The following is a 17,374-nucleotide window of genomic DNA, read 5'->3' as shown; positions in this document are numbered from 1 at the left end:
GCCTTTGGCCAAAAAAGCTTCGGGGCGTGTCGAAGTGTGCCTAGTTATGTAATCCTGAAAACCGAGGTGATCCGACCCACCCGTGGAGTTCAAAGGAATGACCCCGCCTAAAATCGCTTCCATCGCCTACTTAATTGCTGATCCTGCGCGGGCGGTCATCCTAATCACCCTGGCCGACGGCAGCTCGTTGTCAGCCAGCGCACTGGCGGACGCCGCCGGCGTCACACCACAGACCGCCAGCTCGCACTTGGCAAAACTGCTTGATGGCGGACTGCTGACTGTTGAGATAAAGGGCCGCAACCGTTTCTATCAATTGTCAGGTCCCGACGTTTCCCATGTACTGGAAAGCCTCGCTGTCGTATCTCCACAAGCGAATTCCTGGCGCAGCCTGCCTAATCGCGCAGCCCATGAACTGCGTTTCTCCCGTTGTTGCTACGATCATCTGGCCGGTAAAGTTGGCGTCGCGGTGACTCAAGGCATGCTTGAGCGCGAGTTCATCGTCGAGCGTAATGAGCGTGAATATGCGCTTACCCCTCGCGGTATAAAGTGGCTGCAATCACTCGACAGCGGCGAGCTGTATTTCGAAGCTCATGGCCAAGCTCGCCGATGTCTAGACTGGACCGAAAGACAGCACCACATAGCCGGGCCGCTAGGTGCACACCTGCTGGATACGTTCTGCAACCTAGGCTGGATGCGCCGATCCACAGGCACTCGCGCAGTGACCATCACCGGCAGTGGCTGGAAAGCGCTCAAGGATCATTTAGGCGTCCAGCACTTGCATGATCAGCAAACGCTGGTCTGACTCCTGCTTCTGGCGAAGATTAAAAATGGAGAAATTACCGCCAAGGTGTCAGGTTAGGCCTGCACCGTGCTCAAGTTAGGGCAACGCCTGCAGGCCCCAAATATGAAGCCAGCACAACCCCCACCTCACCCTTCTTTAATCACCATATACAACGCTTCTTCCGCCAACTGATCCAAGGTCATCGGGCCTTCGGGGCGGAACCAGGTGTTAGTCCAACTCAGGGCCCCCATCAGCAGGCGGCGCAGGATAAAGGGGTCGGCTTTGACGAAGCCGGCTTCCTTGGCTTCGATCAGCACTTGCAGCCAGAGCTGCTCATATTCGTCGCGCAGTTTGAGGATAAACGCCTGCCCTTCTTCCGACAGCGAGCGCCATTCATAGACCAGCACCGCCATGGCCTCGCCGGTGCCGCCCATAATCGATTGCAGCTCGCAGCGGATCAGCGCCAGCACGCGGCTGCGGATGTCGCTGGCATGCGCTAGGTCGGCCTGCATCATGGCGGTGTTGTAGCGGATGGTTTCTTCCATCACCGAGCGGAGAATTTCATCCTTACTTTTGAAGTGATGAAAGATGCTGCCGGATTGGATGCCCACCGCGCTGGCCAAATCGCGCACAGTGGTGCGCTCATAACCTTTGCTGCGGAACAGGTGCGCCGCCGTTTGCAACAACTTGCCACGGGCACTTTGCGGGTCAGTAATCTGCCCGCGGCTGACAAGCTCCCGGATCAGGACCTGCGCTTGTTGGTCATCCACTCGCGTTTTTCTCCAAGGTTTCAATTACTTAGCTAGAAGCATAGACCGAAAAAATATTTCCCGGAGCACACTTATGCCGCTAAACCGCTGTCGTTAGGGGTGGAATCTAAGCCTGCCCTGCCTACCAAGCAAGCGCTTGGCTAGAGAATAATGCAGAAAGATGAACTGAGGGGGTTTTCAACCAAGCGCTTGCTTGGTAGCCTTCATTTCACCTTAATCCTGTGTTGCGGGCTTATTCCAATGACAAAAACAGTACGCATCGGCTGCGCCTCCGCCTTCTGGGGTGATACCTCTACTGCTGCTGCTCAACTGGTGCGCGGCGCGAGCATCGACTATCTGGTATTCGATTACCTGGCCGAGATCACGATGTCGATCATGGCCGGGGCCAAGATGAAGAAGCCTGATGAGGGCTATGCCAAAGACTTCGTCGAGGTGCTGGCACCGCTGTTAGGTGATATTGCCGCGAAGAAAATCCGCGTAGTGAGCAACGCCGGCGGGGTTAACCCCAGCGCCTGCGCCGCCGCCATGGCTGCGGCTTGCGAGAAGGCCGGGGTCAGTCTGAAGATCGCTGTGCTGCATGGCGACAACCTGCAACCCAAACTCGGCCAGTTGGTAAAAGCCGGCATCACCGAGATGTTTAATGGCAGCCCACTGCCACCCTTCTGCGTGTCGATGAACGCCTATCTGGGCGCACCGGGCATTGCGGCGGCGCTTGCGCAAGGCGCTGATATCGTTATCACCGGCCGCGTGGTCGACAGCGCGGTGGTCAGCGGTGCGCTGGTGCATGAATTCGGCTGGAGCTGGAGCGACTTCGACCAGCTGTCCCAAGCGGCACTGGCCGGCCACTTGGTTGAGTGTGGCGCACAAAGCACGGGCGGTAACTTCACCGACTGGCGCGACGTGCCGGACTACGAGCACATCGGCTTCCCGATCATTGAGGCCAAAAGCGATGGCAGCTTTACCATCAGCAAGCCGGACAACACCGGTGGCCTGGTCACGCCGTTCACTGTCGGCGAGCAAATGCTCTATGAAATCGGCAACCCGCGCGCTTATCTGCTGCCGGATGTGATCTGCGATTTCAGCCAAGTGACGCTGGAGCAAGCGGCGCCTAATGTGGTTCGCGTAAAAGGCGCCAAAGGCCTGCCGCCGACCGATAAATACAAGGTCAGCGCCACCCACCCAGATGGTTTCCGCTGCACCGCCAGTTGCCTGATTGCCGGTATCGACGCAGTGGCCAAAGCCGAGCGCGTGAGCCAAGCCATCATCAACAAAACCCAAGAGATGTTTATCGAGCGCGGCTGGGGCCCTTACCGCGACGTCAATATCGAGCTGCTCGGCACCGAGGCCACTTATGGCCCACGTGGCGGACGCACGGATGGCCGCGAAGTGATCATCAAACTGGCGGTCAGCCACAGTAAAAAAGAAGCCCTGGTGCTGTTCTCCCGCGAGATCGCCCAAGCGTCTACCGGCATGGCCCCTGGCCTGACCGGCATCGTCGGCGGTCGCCCGACGGTTTACCCAATCATCCGCCTGTTCTCCTTCCTCGCCGACAAAAACGATTGCAGCCTGGAAGTGGAAATCAATGGTGAACGCACGCCGGTGGCCCTGCCTGAACTGCCTGCTTATGACGCCAGCCTGATTGGCGCTGATGTGCCGGTAGCCGCGCCGCAAGGCCAAGGCGACGTCACTGCGCCGTTGGTGAAACTGGCCGTGGCCCGCTCCGGCGACAAAGGCAACCACAGCAACATCGGCGTGATGGCGCGTAAAGCCGAATACCTGCCATGGATCGCGGCGGCGCTGAGCGAAAGCGCCGTGGCTGACTGGATGGCGCACACCTTGGAAGGCGACAAGAGCAAGGTCACCCGTTGGCATCTGCCGGCGACCCATAGCCTCAACTTTCTGCTGGAAAACGCCTTGGGCGGTGGCGGCGTGGCTTCTTTGCGAATCGACCCGCAGGGCAAGGCCTTCGCTCAGCAGTTGCTGGAGTTTCCGGTAGCGGTGCCAAAGGCGTTGGCTGAATCGTTGTAAGACTTAATGGCGCTGTTCGATGGATCGGTAGAGCGTGATCCACCCTACGAGCTGCAAGGCTTGAGATCGTTACGGTGGATCGGTGAAGCGTGAGCTACGCGCCCCGATCCACCCTACATTCACGCACCATAGGGTGGATGGCGCTTTATTCATCCACCAGCTTCTGGCGGAAGGCACCTGACATGCCTTCCCCCTTATGAATAGGACAAAAACAACAATGGCATATGACTCAGTCTTCAAGCCGGGCCTGTTCAGCGGTCAGACCATCGTGGTCACCGGTGGCGGCAGTGGCATTGGGCGCTGCGTAGCCCACGAGCTGGCCCATCTGGGCGCACACGTGGTGCTGGTAGGACGCAAAGTTGAGAAGCTGGAAAGCACCGCGGCGGAAATCCGCGAAGACGGCGGCGAAGTCAGCTTCCACGCCTGTGATATCCGTGACGAAGAAGCGGTCAAGGCCATGATCAAGGCGATCATCGCTGAGCGCGGACGGATCCATCATCTGGTCAATAACGCCGGCGGCCAATTCCCCGCGCCGCTGATTGGCATCAACCAGAAAGGCTTCGAGGCCGTGGTGCGCACCAACCTGGTCGGCGGCTTTTTGATCGCCAAGGAAGTGTTCACCCAAAGCATGAGTAAGCATGGCGGCAGCATCGTCAACATGCTTGCCGATATGTGGGGCGGCATGCCCGGTATGGGCCACTCCGGTGCGGCCCGCGCCGGCATGGAGAACTTCACCAAGACCGCGGCTTACGAGTGGGGCCACTCCGGGGTGCGGGTCAACGCCGTGGCGCCGGGCTGGGTAGCCTCCAGCGGCATGGACACCTACCCCGAAGCGATGAAGAACATGATCCGCAACCTCAAGGATCACGTGCCGCTGCAACGCATCGGCACCGAGTCGGAGATTGCCTCGGCCATCGTCTTCCTGCTCTCGCCGGGGGCCAACTTTATCAGCGGCAACACCATTCGCATCGATGGTGCCGCCAGCCAAGGCACCCGCGCCTGGACCTTAGGTAAGGCGAAGAACAGCGAGTCCTATAACGGTTTCCACCGGGCCTATTTGCCTGAAGTGTTCAAGGAGTAATCTGATGCCAGTCATCCAATCGGAAATTGACGTTCACGGCGAAGGTTTCGCCCAGAACCGCGAAGCCATGCTGGCCTCGGTCAAAAGCTTCCGCGATGTGGAACAAAAGGTTTTGGACAAGGCCAACGAAGCCAAGCCGAAATTCGAGCGTCGCGGTCAACTGCTGCCACGCGAGCGCATCAACCTGTTGCTTGATCCCGGCGCACCATTTCTGGAGCTGTCCTCCCTGGCCGGCTACAAGCTGCACGACGACAAAGACGGCAGCATGGCCGGCGGCGGCATCATCGCCGGCATCGGCTATATCGCCGGCATCCGTTGCCTGGTGCTGGCCAACAACAGCGCCATCAAAGGCGGCACCATCTCCCCGACTGGCCTGAAAAAATCCCTGCGCCTGCAGCAGATCGCCTTCGAAAACAAACTGCCGGTGGTGACCCTGGCTGAATCCGGCGGCGCCAACCTCAACTACGCCGCCGATATCTTCGTCGAAGGCGCCCGTGGCTTTGCCAACCAGGCGCGGATGTCGGCCATGGGCCTGCCACAAATCACCGTGGTACACGGCTCCAGCACCGCTGGCGGCGCTTATCAGCCGGGCCTGTCGGACTACGTGGTAGTGGTACGCGGCAAGGCTAAGATGTTCCTCGCCGGCCCTCCTCTGCTCAAAGCCGCCACCGGCGAAATCGCCACCGACGAGCAACTCGGCGGCGCCGAAATGCACGCGCAAACTGCCGGTACGGCGGAATACCTGGCCGAAAACGACGCCGATGGCGTGCGCCTGGCCCGCGATATTCTCGCCATGCTGCCGTGGAATGCGCAGCTGCCGGTGCGTGCCGCGAAGACCTGGCGCGAGCCGCTGTACCCGGCTGAAGAGCTGCTCGGCATTGTCCCGGCCGATGCGAAAAAACCTTATGACGTGCGCGAAATCATCGCCCGTATCGCCGATGGCTCGGAATTCCTCGACTTTAAAAACGAGTTCGATAACCAAACGGTCTGCGGTCACCTGGCGATCGAAGGCCAACCGTGCGGCATCATCGGCAACAACGGTCCGATCACCCCGCGCGGCGCCGTTAAAGCGGCGCAGTTCATCCAACTGTGCGAGCAAAGCAACACGCCGATTCTGTTCTTCCACAACACCACCGGCTTTATGGTCGGCACTGAGTCCGAGCAAAACGGCGTGATCAAGCACGGCTCCAAGCTGATCCAAGCGGTGGCCAACGCCACGGTGCCGAAGCTGACCATCGTGGTTGGCGGCTCTTACGGCGCTGGTAACTACGCCATGTGCGGACGCGGCCTGGACCCACGCTTTATCTTTGCCTGGCCCAACAGCAAAACCGCGGTCATGGGCGGCGCTCAGGCCGGCAAGGTGCTGCGCATCGTGACTGAAGACAAGCACCGTAAAGAAGGCAAAGAAGCCGATCCGAAAATGCTCGACATGCTCGAGCAAGTCACCGCGCAGAAACTCGACAGCCAATCGACGGCCCTGTACGGCACCGCCAGCCTGTGGGACGACGGCCTGATTGACCCGCGCGATACCCGCAAGCTGCTGGGCTTTCTGCTCGACATTTGTGAAGAGGCGCGTCTGCGTCCGCTTAAAACCAACCGTTTCGGCGTGGCTCGCCTGTAACCACGCGGCTCTGCGCTCACTTTTGAAAGAAGGAATAACAACGATGAACTTCACTCAAGAACACGAAGAACTGCGCCGCACGGTTAAAGGCTTTGTCGACAAAGAGATCAACCCCTATGTCGAAGAATGGGAAAAAGACGGCCGTTTCCCCATGCGCGACATCTTCAAAAAAGCCGGTGATCTGGGTCTGCTGGGCATCTCCAAGCCAGAAAAATTCGGCGGCATGGGCCTCGACTACAGCTACTCGATTGTTGCCGCCGAAGAGTTCGGCACCGCCCATTGCGGCGGCGTACCGCTGGCCATCGGCGTGCAAACCGACATGTGCACCCCGGCCCTGGCCCGCTTTGGCTCCGACGCCCTGCGCGAAGAGTTCCTCGCCCCGGCCATCAGCGGTGACTACATCGGCTGTATCGGTGTGTCCGAAGTGGGTGCGGGCTCCGACGTGGCGGGTCTGAAAACCACCGCCCGTAAAGATGGCGATGACTACGTCATCAACGGCGCGAAAATGTGGATCACCAACAGCCCGCAAGCCGACTTTATCTGCCTGCTGGCCAACACCAGCGACGACAAGCCTCATGTCAACAAATCGCTGATCGTGGTGCCGATGAACACCCCTGGCATCACCCTGAGCCCGCACATCGAAAAACTCGGCATGCGCTCCTCGGAAACCGCTCAAGTGTTCTTCGATGACGTGCGCGTGCCGCAGCGTTTTCGCATCGGCCACGAAGGCGCCGGGTTCATGATGCAAATGCTGCAATTCCAGGAAGAGCGTCTGTTTGGCGCCGCCAACATCATCAAGGGCCTGGAGCTGTGCGTCGATCAAACCATCGAGTACACCCGCCAGCGCCACACCTTCGGCCAGCCGGTAATCAACAACCAAGCGGTGCACTTCCGTTTAGCTGAGCTGCAAAGCGAGATCGAAGCGCTGCGCGCTCTGGTGTACCAAGCGACTGAGCAGTACATCAAAGGCCGCGACGTGACCAAGCTGGCCTCCATGGCCAAGCTCAAAGCCGGTCGCCTGGGCCGTGAAGTGACCGACAGCTGCTTACAGTATTGGGGCGGCATGGGCTTTACCTGGGATAACCCGGTATCGCGCGCTTACCGCGATGTGCGCCTGGTCTCCATCGGCGGCGGCGCCGACGAAATCATGCTCGGCATCATCTGCAAAATGATGGGCATCCTGCCCGGCAAGAAGAAAGGCTAAGACGCTGTACACGCGGACATGGATTAAACGTAGTCGCCACGGTGGCTCGGTGAAGCGTGATCCACCCTACGTTAGCCGTCCGGATACAAGAGCGTAGGGTGGATCGGGGCGCGGAGCCGTCGCTTTTTACATCCACCATGAGGCCGCAACGGTGGATCGCTAGAGCATGAGCTACGCGCCCCACCCTACTGGCCCAATGAGATGCGTTAGGCGAATGATTTATAGGAGCCTGCAATGGCTGAACTACCGAATTGCGAAACACTGCTGTTGAACCTTGAGGCCGGCGTGCTGCACGTCACCCTCAACCGCCCGGACAGCCGTAACGCCATGAGCTTGGCCATGGTTCACGAACTCAGGGCGGTGCTGGCCCACGTCAGCCAGCACACAGACGTGCGCGCACTGGTGCTGCGCGGCGCCGGTGGCCACTTCTGCGCCGGTGGCGACATCAAGGACATGGCCGGGGCGCGGGCCAAAGGTGGCGACGCCTACCGCGAACTGAATCGTGCCTTTGGCGCCATGCTCGAAGAGTTTCAACACGCACCGCTGGTGGTCATCGCCGTACTCGAAGGCGCGGTGCTTGGTGGCGGTTTCGGTCTGGCCTGCATCAGCGATATCGCCATTGCCGATAGCGCCTGCAAGTTTGGCCTGCCAGAAACCACCCTAGGCATTCTGCCGGCGCAGATCGCCCCCTTCGTGGTCAAGCGCGTGGGGCTGACCCAAGCCCGCCGCCTAGCCCTGACGGCGGCACGCTTTGACGGCGCCGAGGCCCTGCGTTTAGGCCTGGTGCATTACTGCGAAAGCAGCGACAGCGGCATTGCCCAACGCCTCGCCGAGACCCTGGAGCAAGTGCGCAAATGTGCCCCGCAAGCCAACGCGCAAACCAAAGCGCTGCTGCTGGCCACTGAGCACGAAGCCTTGAACAGCCTGCTGGACCGCGCCGCCGAGCAGTTTGCCGGCGCCGTCACCGGCCCGGAAGGGGTCGAAGGCACCATGGCCTTTATGCAGAAGCGCGCCGCCAAGTGGGCGCAGTAAAAACAGCTAAAGAGATCGTAGTGTGGATCGGGGCGCTTAGCCGTCGCTTTCCACATCCACCAGAACACCGCATGGTGGATCAATCAAGCGCGAGCTACGCGCCCTGATCCACCCTACATAGTCCCCGCGTGGATTCGACGGCAGGAGTAGAAAGACAAAATGGCTGCTTTCAACAAGATTCTAATTGCCAACCGCGGCGAGATCGCTTGCCGGGTGATGCGTACCGCCAAGGAGCTGGGTTACCGCACCGTGGCCGTGTACTCCAGCGCCGACGCCAGTGCCCGCCATGTGCAAATCGCCGACGAAGCCGTGTGCATCGGCCCGGCGCAGGTCAATCAGTCCTACCTGGTGATCGACAACATCATCGCCGCGGCCAAGAAAACCGGCGCCGATGCGATCCACCCCGGCTACGGCTTCCTCTCGGAAAACGCCGACTTTGCCCGCGCCTGTGAGGCCGCCGGCATCGTGTTTATCGGCCCAACTGTCGAGGCCATCCACCTGATGGGCTCCAAGCGCCTGTCTAAGATCGCCATGCTCGAAGCCGGCGTGCCGTGCATTCCTGGCTACGAAGGCGCGGCGCAAGACGACGAAACCCTAGTCACCGAAGCCGGCCGCATCGGCTACCCGCTGATGATCAAAGCCAGCGCCGGTGGCGGTGGGCGCGGCATGCGCTTGGTCCATGAAGCCGGCGAGCTGCAAGAACAAATCCGCACCGCGCGCTCGGAAGCGCAAAACGCCTTCGGCTCCGGCGAACTGATTCTCGAGCGCGCGGTGATTCGTCCGCGCCACGTCGAGATTCAGGTGTTCGGCGACCAGCACGGCAATATCGTCTACCTAGGTGAGCGCGACTGCTCGGTGCAGCGTCGCCACCAAAAAGTCGTGGAAGAAGCCCCCTGCCCGGTGATGACCCCGGCGCTGCGCAAAGCCATGGGTGAAGCCGCCGTCAAAGCCGCTGCCAGCGTTAGCTACGTAGGCGCCGGCACCGTGGAATTCCTCCTCGATGCCAGCGGTGAGTTCTTCTTCCTGGAAATGAACACTCGCCTGCAAGTGGAACACCCGGTGACCGAACTGATCACCGGCCAAGACCTGGTCGCGTGGCAAATCCGCGCCGCCGAAGGCCAGGTGCTGCCGCTGACCCAAGAGCAAATTCAGCTCACCGGGCACGCCATGGAAGTGCGGCTGTACGCTGAAGACTCGGCGCACAATTTCCTCCCGCAAACCGGCCAGGTGTTGCGCTGGGAACCCGAGTTGCTGGACGGCGTACGCATCGACCACGGTCTGGTCGAAGGCCAGGAAGTCACGCCGTTCTACGACCCCATGCTGGCTAAAGTCATCGCCTATGGCGCCACCCGCGAAGACGCGCGCCGCAAGCTGGTGCGCGCCCTGGAGAACTGCGTGCTGCTGGGCGTCAACGGCAACCAGCGCTTTCTCGCCAACCTGCTGGCCAACCCTGAGTTTGCTGCGGGCAACGCCACCACCGCATTTATCGCCGAGCACTTCGCCAGCGATGAAAGCCTGACCCCGCAAGCACCTGCTGCCAGCGAGCTGATCATTGCCGCAGCGCTGCGCTACCAAGCCTCGGCCAACAGCACAGCGCACCAAGGCGGCCTGGCTGGCTGGAGCAGCTCGGGCAGCGCGCCTTGGCGCTTTGTCCTCAAGCACGGCGAGCAGAAATTCACTATCGAGCTGAATGTGCTCGGCGCCGGCGCGCAAGCGCACCTGCGCGGCAAGGTCGGCGAGACTGAAGTAGAAGTGAAACTGCTGAACAGCGACGGCCGTTGGCTGACCCTGGAGCAAGACGGCGTGCGCCGGCGTCAGGCGTACCAGCTCGATGGCGACAAGCTGTGGCTGTTCGGCCACTTCGGCAATCTGGAGCTGAGCGACGTCACCCACGAACCAGCCGGTGGCCAGAACGCCGCCAGCAGCGGCGCGGTAAAAGCACCTATGGATGGCGCCATCGTTGACGTGCTGATCGAAGAAGGCAGCAAGGTCAGCAAAGGCCAACTGCTGGTGGTGCTCGAAGCGATGAAGATGGAGCATCCGCTCAAGGCTGGCGTCGACGGCATCGTCAAACGTGTCGGCGTGAGCAAGGGCGATCAGGTGAAGAACCGCCAACTGTTGGTGGAAATCGAAGCCAGCGAAGCCTAAACGCCATGATCCCGACCCCAGGTCGGCATTCTCAGCCCACCCCTGCTGCGCCCGGTGCGCCCGGTGCGCCGCAGCGGTGGGTGTTGGCGTTGTAGTACGCCACTCATAGATGGGTGCAGTTAAATCTGCCGGGAGCTGTGTATGTCACTTAAAGGAAAAACCCTGTTTATCACCGGCGGCAGTCGCGGCATTGGCCGGGAAATCGCCCTGAAATGCGCAGCCGATGGCGCCAATTTGGTGATCGCGGCGAAAAGCGCCGAGGAGCATCCCAAACTCGGCGGCAGCATCCACAGCGTGGTCGAGGAAATTAACCAAGCCGGCGGCCATGGCCTGGCCATCCAACTCGACGTACGCGATGAGCACGCCGTGCAAGCGGCCATGCAGCAAGCGGCTGAGCACTTCGGCGGTATCGATGGGCTGATCAACAACGCCGGCGCGATCAAGCTGCTCGGCGTCGAGAAGCTGGAAGCCAAACGCTTCGACCTGATGTATCAGATCAACACCCGTGCGGTGATGGTCTGCAGCCAAGCGGCACTGCCCTACCTGAAACAAAGCCAGGGCCACATCATCAACCTGTCGCCGCCCCTGAACCTGGCCCCGAAATGGTTCGCCCAACATGGCCCCTACACCGTCACCAAGTACGGCATGAGCATGCTGACCTTGGGCATGAGCGAAGAATTCAAGAAGTACGGCGTGAGCGTTAACTCCCTGTGGCCACGTACGGTGATTGCCACCGCCGCCATCGAGTTTGAATTGGGCGGCAAACAAGTCTTCAAACAGGCACGTACCCCAGCCATCATGGCGGACGCGGCTTACGCCATCCTCAACAAAAAAGGCCGCAGCCTCACTGGCCGCCTGCTGATTGACGATGAAATCCTCGCTGAACAGGGCATCAGCGACTTCGAGCAGTACCGCTACGATCCCCAAAGCAGCGGACTGATGACCGACTTGTTCGTCGAGTAACCTCGCGCGGATACAGCGCTTAATCCGCTTAACTAGGCCTTAAGGCGCGGGCCTGACCAAGCGGTGACTTTACCGGCGAATTTTTTGCGCGGGATACCCGGCTTGTTAGCGCGCCGCGCAGAAATGCTGGTGCGCAGCAGGGCCGCAAGATTTAGCCCAGGCACCGCGCCCGCGCCATTGCCCGATAGCGCCTAGCGGGGTCAAGCGCAGGCCAGTCTGATGCCAGGGCTATGGATTGACTCACCTCACCGCTCCAACAACCGGGGTTTGTTCCCTGCTCAGAGCTGAACACGGTCGCCGCTTAAACGTTACTGCCCAGCCGTTTTAAGCATGGCCAACACCGCATCGCGTTTATCCAACAAATGCTGGCGCAGGATCTGCCCCAAGCGTTTGCCATCACGTGCTTCTAAGGCCGCCAGCATCTGTTCATGGTCGTGCAGGGCGCGCTCCCATTTAGGTGACTGCTGGTTGGACAGGTAACGCAACGCTTGCAGACGACGGTTGATGATCAAGTAGGTATGGCGCAGTACCGAATTGCCGGCCGCCAAGCTGATCATGTCGTGAATGGCCCGGTTGCGCTGGTAATAGCCCGGCAGGTCATGCTGATTTTTGCTAGCCACCATGGCCTGGTGCAGGGCTTTGATGTCTGCCAGCTGCTGCTCGCTGATGCGCTCGCAGGCCAACTCGCCGGCAAAGGCCTCCAGACCGCTGATCAACTCAAACGCCTCGCAGATTTCCAGCTCGCTCATGCGCGCCACGCTGGCACCACGGTTGGGGCTGATATCGATCAACCCTTCCACCGCCAATACCTTCAGCGCCTCGCGCAGCGGCGTACGCGATACGCCCAAGGTTTCACACAGTTGGCGCTCATTGAGCTTGGTCCCGGGCAGCAGGATGCCCTCGGTAATGAAGCTGCGTAGGTGTTCCAGCACCGTGTCATGCAACTGTTGACGCTCGACCTTAGGCATCAACTGCAGGGGGCTGGACGGCTCAGCGCTTTGGGTATTTTGCATGCACATATTCCTTGAGCGCAGGTGATAGAGCCCTGCCTATATTCATTTTAAGCAGGCTATTTGACTGATCTTAGCGCAATTTGATTGTTAGCGACTGAAGAAAGCCATGCTAGTTTGCATTTTGCATGCAATATTCAAAATGCAAACTTACTGGTGATTTCATGCTCAAGCTCAACGCTCATCCTGCTGGTCGTCACTTTCTGCAAATCCCTGGGCCCAGTCCGGTGCCCGACCGCATCCTGCATGCCATGTGCCATCCCACCATCGATCATCGCGGCCCTGAGTTCGCCGAGTTGGGTTTCAAAGTGCTCAATGGCATTAAGGGGATTTTCCAAACCAAACAACCGGTGGTCATCTACCCCGCCTCCGGCACCGGCGCTTGGGAAGCGGCGCTGAGCAACACCCTAAGCCCTGGCGATGAAGTGCTGATGTTCGAGACCGGCCACTTCGCCTCGCTGTGGCACAAGATGGCGCTCAAGCTCGGCCTCAAGCCCCAGGTGATTGCCAGCCCTGGCGCGGAACATTGGCGCAAGGGCGTGGACGCGCAACTGATCGAAACGCAGCTGCGTGCAGACCGCGACAAACGCATCAAGGCCGTGTGCGTGGTGCATAACGAAACCAGTACCGGGGTGGTCTCCGACATCGCCGCCGTGCGCCGCGCCATTGATGCGGCCGGGCACCCGGCACTGCTGTTGGTCGACACCATTTCCGGGTTGGCCAGTGCCGACTTCCGCCATGATGAATGGGGGATTGACGTCAGCATCTCCGGTTCGCAAAAGGGCCTGATGCTGCCGCCAGGGATCAGCTTCAACGCGGTATCGGCCAAGGCCATTGAGGCGAGCAAAAGCGCCAAACTGCCACGCAGTTTCTGGGCTTGGGATGAAATCATCGAGGTCAATAAAACCGGCTATTGGCCCTATACGCCCAACACCAACCTGCTTTATGGCTTGGCCGAGGCACTGGACCTCATCAACGATGAAGGCCTGCAGAATGTGCTGGCCCGCCATCAGCATTTGGCGCAAACCTGCCGTATCGCCATTAATGCCTGGGGCCTGGACATCCAGTGCGCCGACGCCAGCGCATACAGCCCGGTACTGACAGGGGTGATCACCCCTGAGCACGTGGATGCCGACCGGGTACGGCAGATCATCTACCAGCGCTTCAACATGTCCTTAGGCACAGGCCTGGGCAAATTGAAGGGGCGCATGTTCCGCATCGGCCACTTGGGCGACTGCAACGAACTGACCCTGATGGCCACGCTGACCGGCTGCGAGATGGGCTTGCAGCTGGCCGGGGTCAAGCTGCGGGACAGCGGCGTACAAGCCGCCATGGACTACCTGCGCGAGCACAGTCCGTCGAGCCAGGCCTAAGAGCTAGCAGGAGCCGCAGCCTGCCTGCGGCTCACCTGCCTATGCAGTGCCCGCTTAATCCCTTGCTTGCCCTCCTCATTTGCTGGAGATAGCCCATGCCCCGCCTGCGTTTGCTTCCCACCACCAGCGTGCTGGTCATGCTGTGTGCGATGTATTTCATTACCTACCTGGACCGGGTCAATGTCAGTACCGCCGCCCCTGGCTTCGCTGCTGAGTTCCACCTCAACAACACTGAAGTTGGTTTGATATTTTCCGCCTTCGCCTACCCCTACTTAGTCTTCCAAATCATTGGCGGCTGGATCAGCGATAAGTACGGCGCACGCCGCACCCTGATCGTCTGTGGCCTACTCTGGGCCGCCGCCACCTTGCTCACCGGTTTCGCCACCGGGCTGATCTCGCTGTTAGCCGCGCGACTGTTATTGGGTTTTGGTGAGGGAGCCACCTTCCCGGCCGCCACCACCGCCATCGCGCGCTGGGTGCCCAAGCACAAACGCGGTTTCGCCCAGGGCTTAACTCACTCCGCCGCGCGTATCGGCAACGCCGTGGCACCAGCCTTAGTAGTGGCGATCATGGCCGTGGCCGATTGGCGCGCGGCATTTTTCGTCTGTGGCGCCATCAGCTTGATCTGGGTGGCGCTGTGGGCTTGGGTCTTTACCGAGCATCCGCACGACCACCCACGCATTAGCGAAGCGGAACTGGCGGCCCTGCCAGCCGCCAAGGGTCCTGCCCCCGCCGTGCCGTGGCGGGCGCTGCTCAAGCGCATGGCGCCAGTGACCTTGGTGTACTTCTGCTACGCCTGGACCCTATGGCTGTTTTTGTCCTGGATGCCGCAGTACTTCATGCGCAGCTTTGCTCTGGATATGCAGCACTCAGCACTGCTGGCCTCGCTGGTGTTTTTCGCGGGTTTCCTGGGCGACAACGCCGGTGGTTTGCTCACCGACTGGCTGCTGGAGCGCGGTCAGTCGTTGCCCCGTGCGCGCAGCATGCTAGTCGCCGCGTGCATGCTGTTGAGCCTGCTCTGCCTGCTGCCGGTACTGTTCAGCCACAACCTCTATCTCAGCCTAGCCAGCCTGGCTGGCGGCTTCTTTTTCGCCGAGATGGTGATTGGCCCGATGTGGGCCATCCCCATGGATATCGCCCCGGAATTCAGCGGCACCGCCTGCGGCATCATGAGTACCGGTTCGGCCGCGGCGGCAATTGTTTCGCCAGTAGTTTCCGGTTTCCTCATCGACCACTTCGGCAGTTGGGACCTGCCCTTCGTGGTCAGCATCGGCCTGCTCGCCAGCGGCGCATTGCTAGCCCTGCGCATGCGCCCGCAAGACAAATTCCATTGCGTCAGCCCAGCCTTGGCTATGCCCTCGGCAACCGCCAACCATCCCTAAAGGAGTCATACCGTGAATCAATCTTCAAACGCTTTGCAACTGGCGCAATTGCTGGTCAATGCCCAGCAACAACAGCAACCCGTAGAGCATCTGGAATCAGCCCTATGGCCTAAGGATCGCGCTGAGGCCTACGCCACCCAAGAGCATATTTTGCAGTTGCGTGGCGCCACCGTTGGCGGCTGGAAAGTCGGCGCGAAAGACGCCACCGGGCAGGCCCAAGGTTCACCGCTGCCGGCTAACTGCCTGTTTGCCAGCGGCCAACACTTTGCCCCCAAACGCTATGCGCCAGCAGGTCTTGAGTTAGAAATCGCGTTTCGTTTGGGACGAGAATTCAAGCCCCGCGAACAGCCCTATAGCGAAGCCGAAGTGCTCGCCGCAGTGGATGGTATGACCGCCACCATGGAAGTGGTCAGCAGCCGTTTTGCCGAGTTACCCCATGATGCGCCCTTGCTGCAATTGGCTGACCTGCTTAACCATGGCGCGCTGGTGGTGGGCGAGTTTGTGCCCTACGACAAGAACTTTAATTTCCTGCAGCCAAGCCTCAACTTAAGCTTCGCCGGGCGCAACATTACCCCAGCCGTCGCGGCGAATCCGGCGGGTGATCCACGGCGCCTGCTGAGCTGGCTGGTTAATCATCACACGCAACAAGGGCACAGCTTAGCGGCCGGCCTGGTGATCACCACAGGCTCCTACACCGGCATGTATTTCGCCAATCAGGCGGGAGAGTTGCGCGGGCAAATCGAGGGTTTACCTGCGCTGTCGTTGCATCTGGATTAAGCCGCTGTCGTGGCAACGCGCTGCGTTAAACGCAGCGCGTTTTGAGCGCTTCGCGAAAAACCCAATACGGCTGATAGGCGCAAATAAACGCGGACACTGCACTCGCGCCTGCAGCGCATAAACAACAGGCTGCACCCACCGGCCTAGGGGCTTTGCGTCAATGTTTAGCTAACTACGCTAAGCAAGGAACTTTGCCCGCCATCCCCTCTCAAAAGCGCGACCTGACGACTCGAATGTTAGGTAACCCGCTTGACCTTTAATACTTTGGTTTAAAAAACTAAGTATTAAAGCCTAGGCGGGCAAACTGCATGGCTAGAGACGTGTATTTCATCACATTGATTTGCCCGATCTCGTCTATACATAGGCAATAGCCGGGCACCAATGTTGGGTTCGCTGACTACGACCCACATCTCGGCAGGAACGCCAACGTCATTAAAGGATTAAACATGAATAAATATGCAGCAGAACTTATCGGCACCTTTTGGTTGGTACTCGGCGGCTGCGGCAGCGCGGTATTGGCTGCGGCCTTTCCAGAACTAGGTATTGGCTTGCTGGGGGTAGCCCTCGCCTTCGGCCTGACCGTGCTGACCATGGCCTTCGCCATCGGCCATATCTCCGGCTGCCATTTAAACCCGGCAGTTTCCATCGGCCTTTGGGCTGGCGGACGCTTCCCGGCCAGCCAACTGCTGCCTTACATCATCGCTCAAGTGCTGGGCGCAATTGCGGCTGGCGGCGTGCTGTACCTAATCGCCACCGGTAAAACTGGCTTCGATCTGTCCGCCGGTTTCGCGAGCAACGGTTACGGCGCCCACTCGCCAGGCGGCTACTCCCTGCAAGCGGCATTGGTCAGCGAAGTGGTGATGACCGCAATGTTCCTCCTGATCATCCTGGGTGCCACCGATAAACGCGCCCCAGCAGGCTTTGCCCCGATCGCCATCGGCCTGGCGCTGACCCTGATTCACTTGATCAGCATCCCGGTCACCAACACCTCGGTTAACCCGGCGCGCAGCACCGGCGTAGCGCTGTTTGTCGGCGACTGGGCCACCGCGCAACTGTGGCTGTTCTGGGTCGCACCGATCGCTGGCGGCATCATCGGCGCCCTGCTCTATCGCCTGATCAGCAAAGACGAAGCCTAAGCCATCCATGGCCCCAGGCTAAGCGTTCGGACTAAGCACGGCTGAGCTGAGCCTCAGCCGTGTTTAGC

The 17,374-nt window shown here is 60.1% G+C and carries 14 protein-coding genes; 12 read left to right on the top strand and 2 right to left on the bottom strand.

What is annotated here, in order from left to right:
- Positions 1–82: 82 nt before the first annotated feature.
- Positions 83–802 carry an ArsR/SmtB family transcription factor gene (locus NTD81_RS03190; protein ID WP_262179361.1) on the top strand — a complete coding sequence of 240 codons (720 nt, stop codon included), beginning with the start codon at positions 83–85 and terminating at the stop codon, positions 800–802.
- 125 nt (positions 803–927) lie between these two features.
- Here the strand turns inward: NTD81_RS03190 and NTD81_RS03185 are convergent, their stop codons facing one another.
- Entirely contained in the window at positions 928–1,551 is a 624-nt protein-coding gene (locus NTD81_RS03185; RefSeq protein WP_262179359.1) for a TetR/AcrR family transcriptional regulator, read from the bottom strand.
- A 240-nt stretch (positions 1,552–1,791) separates the two neighbouring features.
- Here NTD81_RS03185 and NTD81_RS03180 point away from each other — a divergent pair, with 240 nt between their 5' ends.
- The 7 genes from NTD81_RS03180 (at position 1,792) to NTD81_RS03150 (ending at position 11,628) form a co-directional block, all read left to right on the top strand.
- Positions 1,792–3,579 carry an acyclic terpene utilization AtuA family protein gene (locus NTD81_RS03180; RefSeq protein ID WP_262179358.1) on the top strand — a complete coding sequence of 596 codons (1,788 nt, stop codon included), beginning with the start codon at positions 1,792–1,794 and terminating at the stop codon, positions 3,577–3,579.
- A 217-nt stretch (positions 3,580–3,796) separates the two neighbouring features.
- Positions 3,797–4,660, top strand: a complete 864-nt coding sequence (locus tag NTD81_RS03175) for an SDR family oxidoreductase (RefSeq protein WP_262179356.1) — start codon at positions 3,797–3,799, stop codon at positions 4,658–4,660.
- A gap of 4 nt (positions 4,661–4,664) precedes the next feature.
- Positions 4,665–6,281, top strand: a complete 1,617-nt coding sequence (atuC, locus tag NTD81_RS03170; RefSeq protein WP_262179355.1) for a geranyl-CoA carboxylase subunit beta — start codon at positions 4,665–4,667, stop codon at positions 6,279–6,281.
- Between the two features lie 43 nt (positions 6,282–6,324).
- Positions 6,325–7,485, top strand: coding sequence for a citronellyl-CoA dehydrogenase (atuD, locus tag NTD81_RS03165; protein ID WP_262179353.1), 1,161 nt, complete (start codon positions 6,325–6,327; stop codon positions 7,483–7,485).
- Positions 7,486–7,719: 234 nt separating this feature from the next.
- Entirely contained in the window at positions 7,720–8,517 is a 798-nt protein-coding gene (locus tag NTD81_RS03160) for an enoyl-CoA hydratase/isomerase family protein (protein ID WP_262179352.1), read from the top strand.
- Positions 8,518–8,676: 159 nt separating this feature from the next.
- Positions 8,677–10,665, top strand: coding sequence for an acetyl/propionyl/methylcrotonyl-CoA carboxylase subunit alpha (locus tag NTD81_RS03155; RefSeq protein WP_262179350.1), 1,989 nt, complete (start codon positions 8,677–8,679; stop codon positions 10,663–10,665).
- Between the two features lie 141 nt (positions 10,666–10,806).
- A complete protein-coding gene (locus tag NTD81_RS03150) occupies positions 10,807–11,628 on the top strand; it encodes an SDR family oxidoreductase (protein WP_262179349.1) in 822 nt (273 codons plus the stop codon).
- Between the two features lie 308 nt (positions 11,629–11,936).
- Here the strand turns inward: NTD81_RS03150 and NTD81_RS03145 are convergent, their stop codons facing one another.
- On the bottom strand, positions 11,937–12,641 hold the full coding sequence (locus NTD81_RS03145; RefSeq protein WP_262179347.1) for a GntR family transcriptional regulator: 705 nt from the start codon (positions 12,639–12,641) through the stop codon (positions 11,937–11,939).
- 161 nt (positions 12,642–12,802) lie between these two features.
- Here NTD81_RS03145 and NTD81_RS03140 point away from each other — a divergent pair, with 161 nt between their 5' ends.
- From NTD81_RS03140 to aqpZ, 4 genes are all read left to right on the top strand, one after another.
- Positions 12,803–14,011, top strand: coding sequence for a pyridoxal-phosphate-dependent aminotransferase family protein (locus tag NTD81_RS03140; protein ID WP_262179345.1), 1,209 nt, complete (start codon positions 12,803–12,805; stop codon positions 14,009–14,011).
- Positions 14,012–14,106: 95 nt separating this feature from the next.
- Positions 14,107–15,393 (top strand): MFS transporter, encoded by a 1,287-nt coding sequence (locus NTD81_RS03135; protein WP_262179343.1) that lies wholly within the window; start codon positions 14,107–14,109, stop codon positions 15,391–15,393.
- Positions 15,394–15,405: 12 nt separating this feature from the next.
- Entirely contained in the window at positions 15,406–16,170 is a 765-nt protein-coding gene (locus NTD81_RS03130) for a 2-keto-4-pentenoate hydratase (protein ID WP_262179341.1), read from the top strand.
- Positions 16,171–16,616: 446 nt separating this feature from the next.
- The gene (gene aqpZ, locus NTD81_RS03125) at positions 16,617–17,306 is read left to right on the top strand and encodes an aquaporin Z (protein WP_262179339.1); all 690 of its coding nucleotides are present in this window, start codon (positions 16,617–16,619) and stop codon (positions 17,304–17,306) included.
- Positions 17,307–17,374 lie beyond the last annotated feature (68 nt).

It is taken from the genome of Pseudomonas sp. 5P_3.1_Bac2 (assembly GCF_025465995.1).
Taxonomy (GTDB): domain Bacteria; phylum Pseudomonadota; class Gammaproteobacteria; order Pseudomonadales; family Pseudomonadaceae; genus Aquipseudomonas.
The sequence above is the reverse complement of the archived record's forward strand: the minus strand, read 5'-3'. Positions and strand labels throughout refer to the sequence as shown.

Excerpts from the sequence above, each read along its gene's own strand:
- NTD81_RS03145 (WP_262179347.1), bottom strand. The coding sequence starts at position 12,641 with ATGCAAAATACCCAAAGCGCTGAGCCGTCCAGCCCCCTGCAGTTGATG.
- NTD81_RS03175 (WP_262179356.1), top strand. The coding sequence starts at position 3,797 with ATGGCATATGACTCAGTCTTCAAGCCGGGCCTGTTCAGCGGTCAGACC.
- aqpZ (WP_262179339.1), top strand. The coding sequence starts at position 16,617 with ATGAATAAATATGCAGCAGAACTTATCGGCACCTTTTGGTTGGTACTC.
- atuD (WP_262179353.1), top strand. The coding sequence starts at position 6,325 with ATGAACTTCACTCAAGAACACGAAGAACTGCGCCGCACGGTTAAAGGC.
- NTD81_RS03160 (WP_262179352.1), top strand. The coding sequence starts at position 7,720 with ATGGCTGAACTACCGAATTGCGAAACACTGCTGTTGAACCTTGAGGCC.
- atuC (WP_262179355.1), top strand. The coding sequence starts at position 4,665 with ATGCCAGTCATCCAATCGGAAATTGACGTTCACGGCGAAGGTTTCGCC.
- NTD81_RS03150 (WP_262179349.1), top strand. The coding sequence starts at position 10,807 with ATGTCACTTAAAGGAAAAACCCTGTTTATCACCGGCGGCAGTCGCGGC.
- NTD81_RS03135 (WP_262179343.1), top strand. The coding sequence starts at position 14,107 with ATGCCCCGCCTGCGTTTGCTTCCCACCACCAGCGTGCTGGTCATGCTG.
- NTD81_RS03180 (WP_262179358.1), top strand. The coding sequence starts at position 1,792 with ATGACAAAAACAGTACGCATCGGCTGCGCCTCCGCCTTCTGGGGTGAT.
- NTD81_RS03155 (WP_262179350.1), top strand. The coding sequence starts at position 8,677 with ATGGCTGCTTTCAACAAGATTCTAATTGCCAACCGCGGCGAGATCGCT.
- NTD81_RS03140 (WP_262179345.1), top strand. The coding sequence starts at position 12,803 with ATGCTCAAGCTCAACGCTCATCCTGCTGGTCGTCACTTTCTGCAAATC.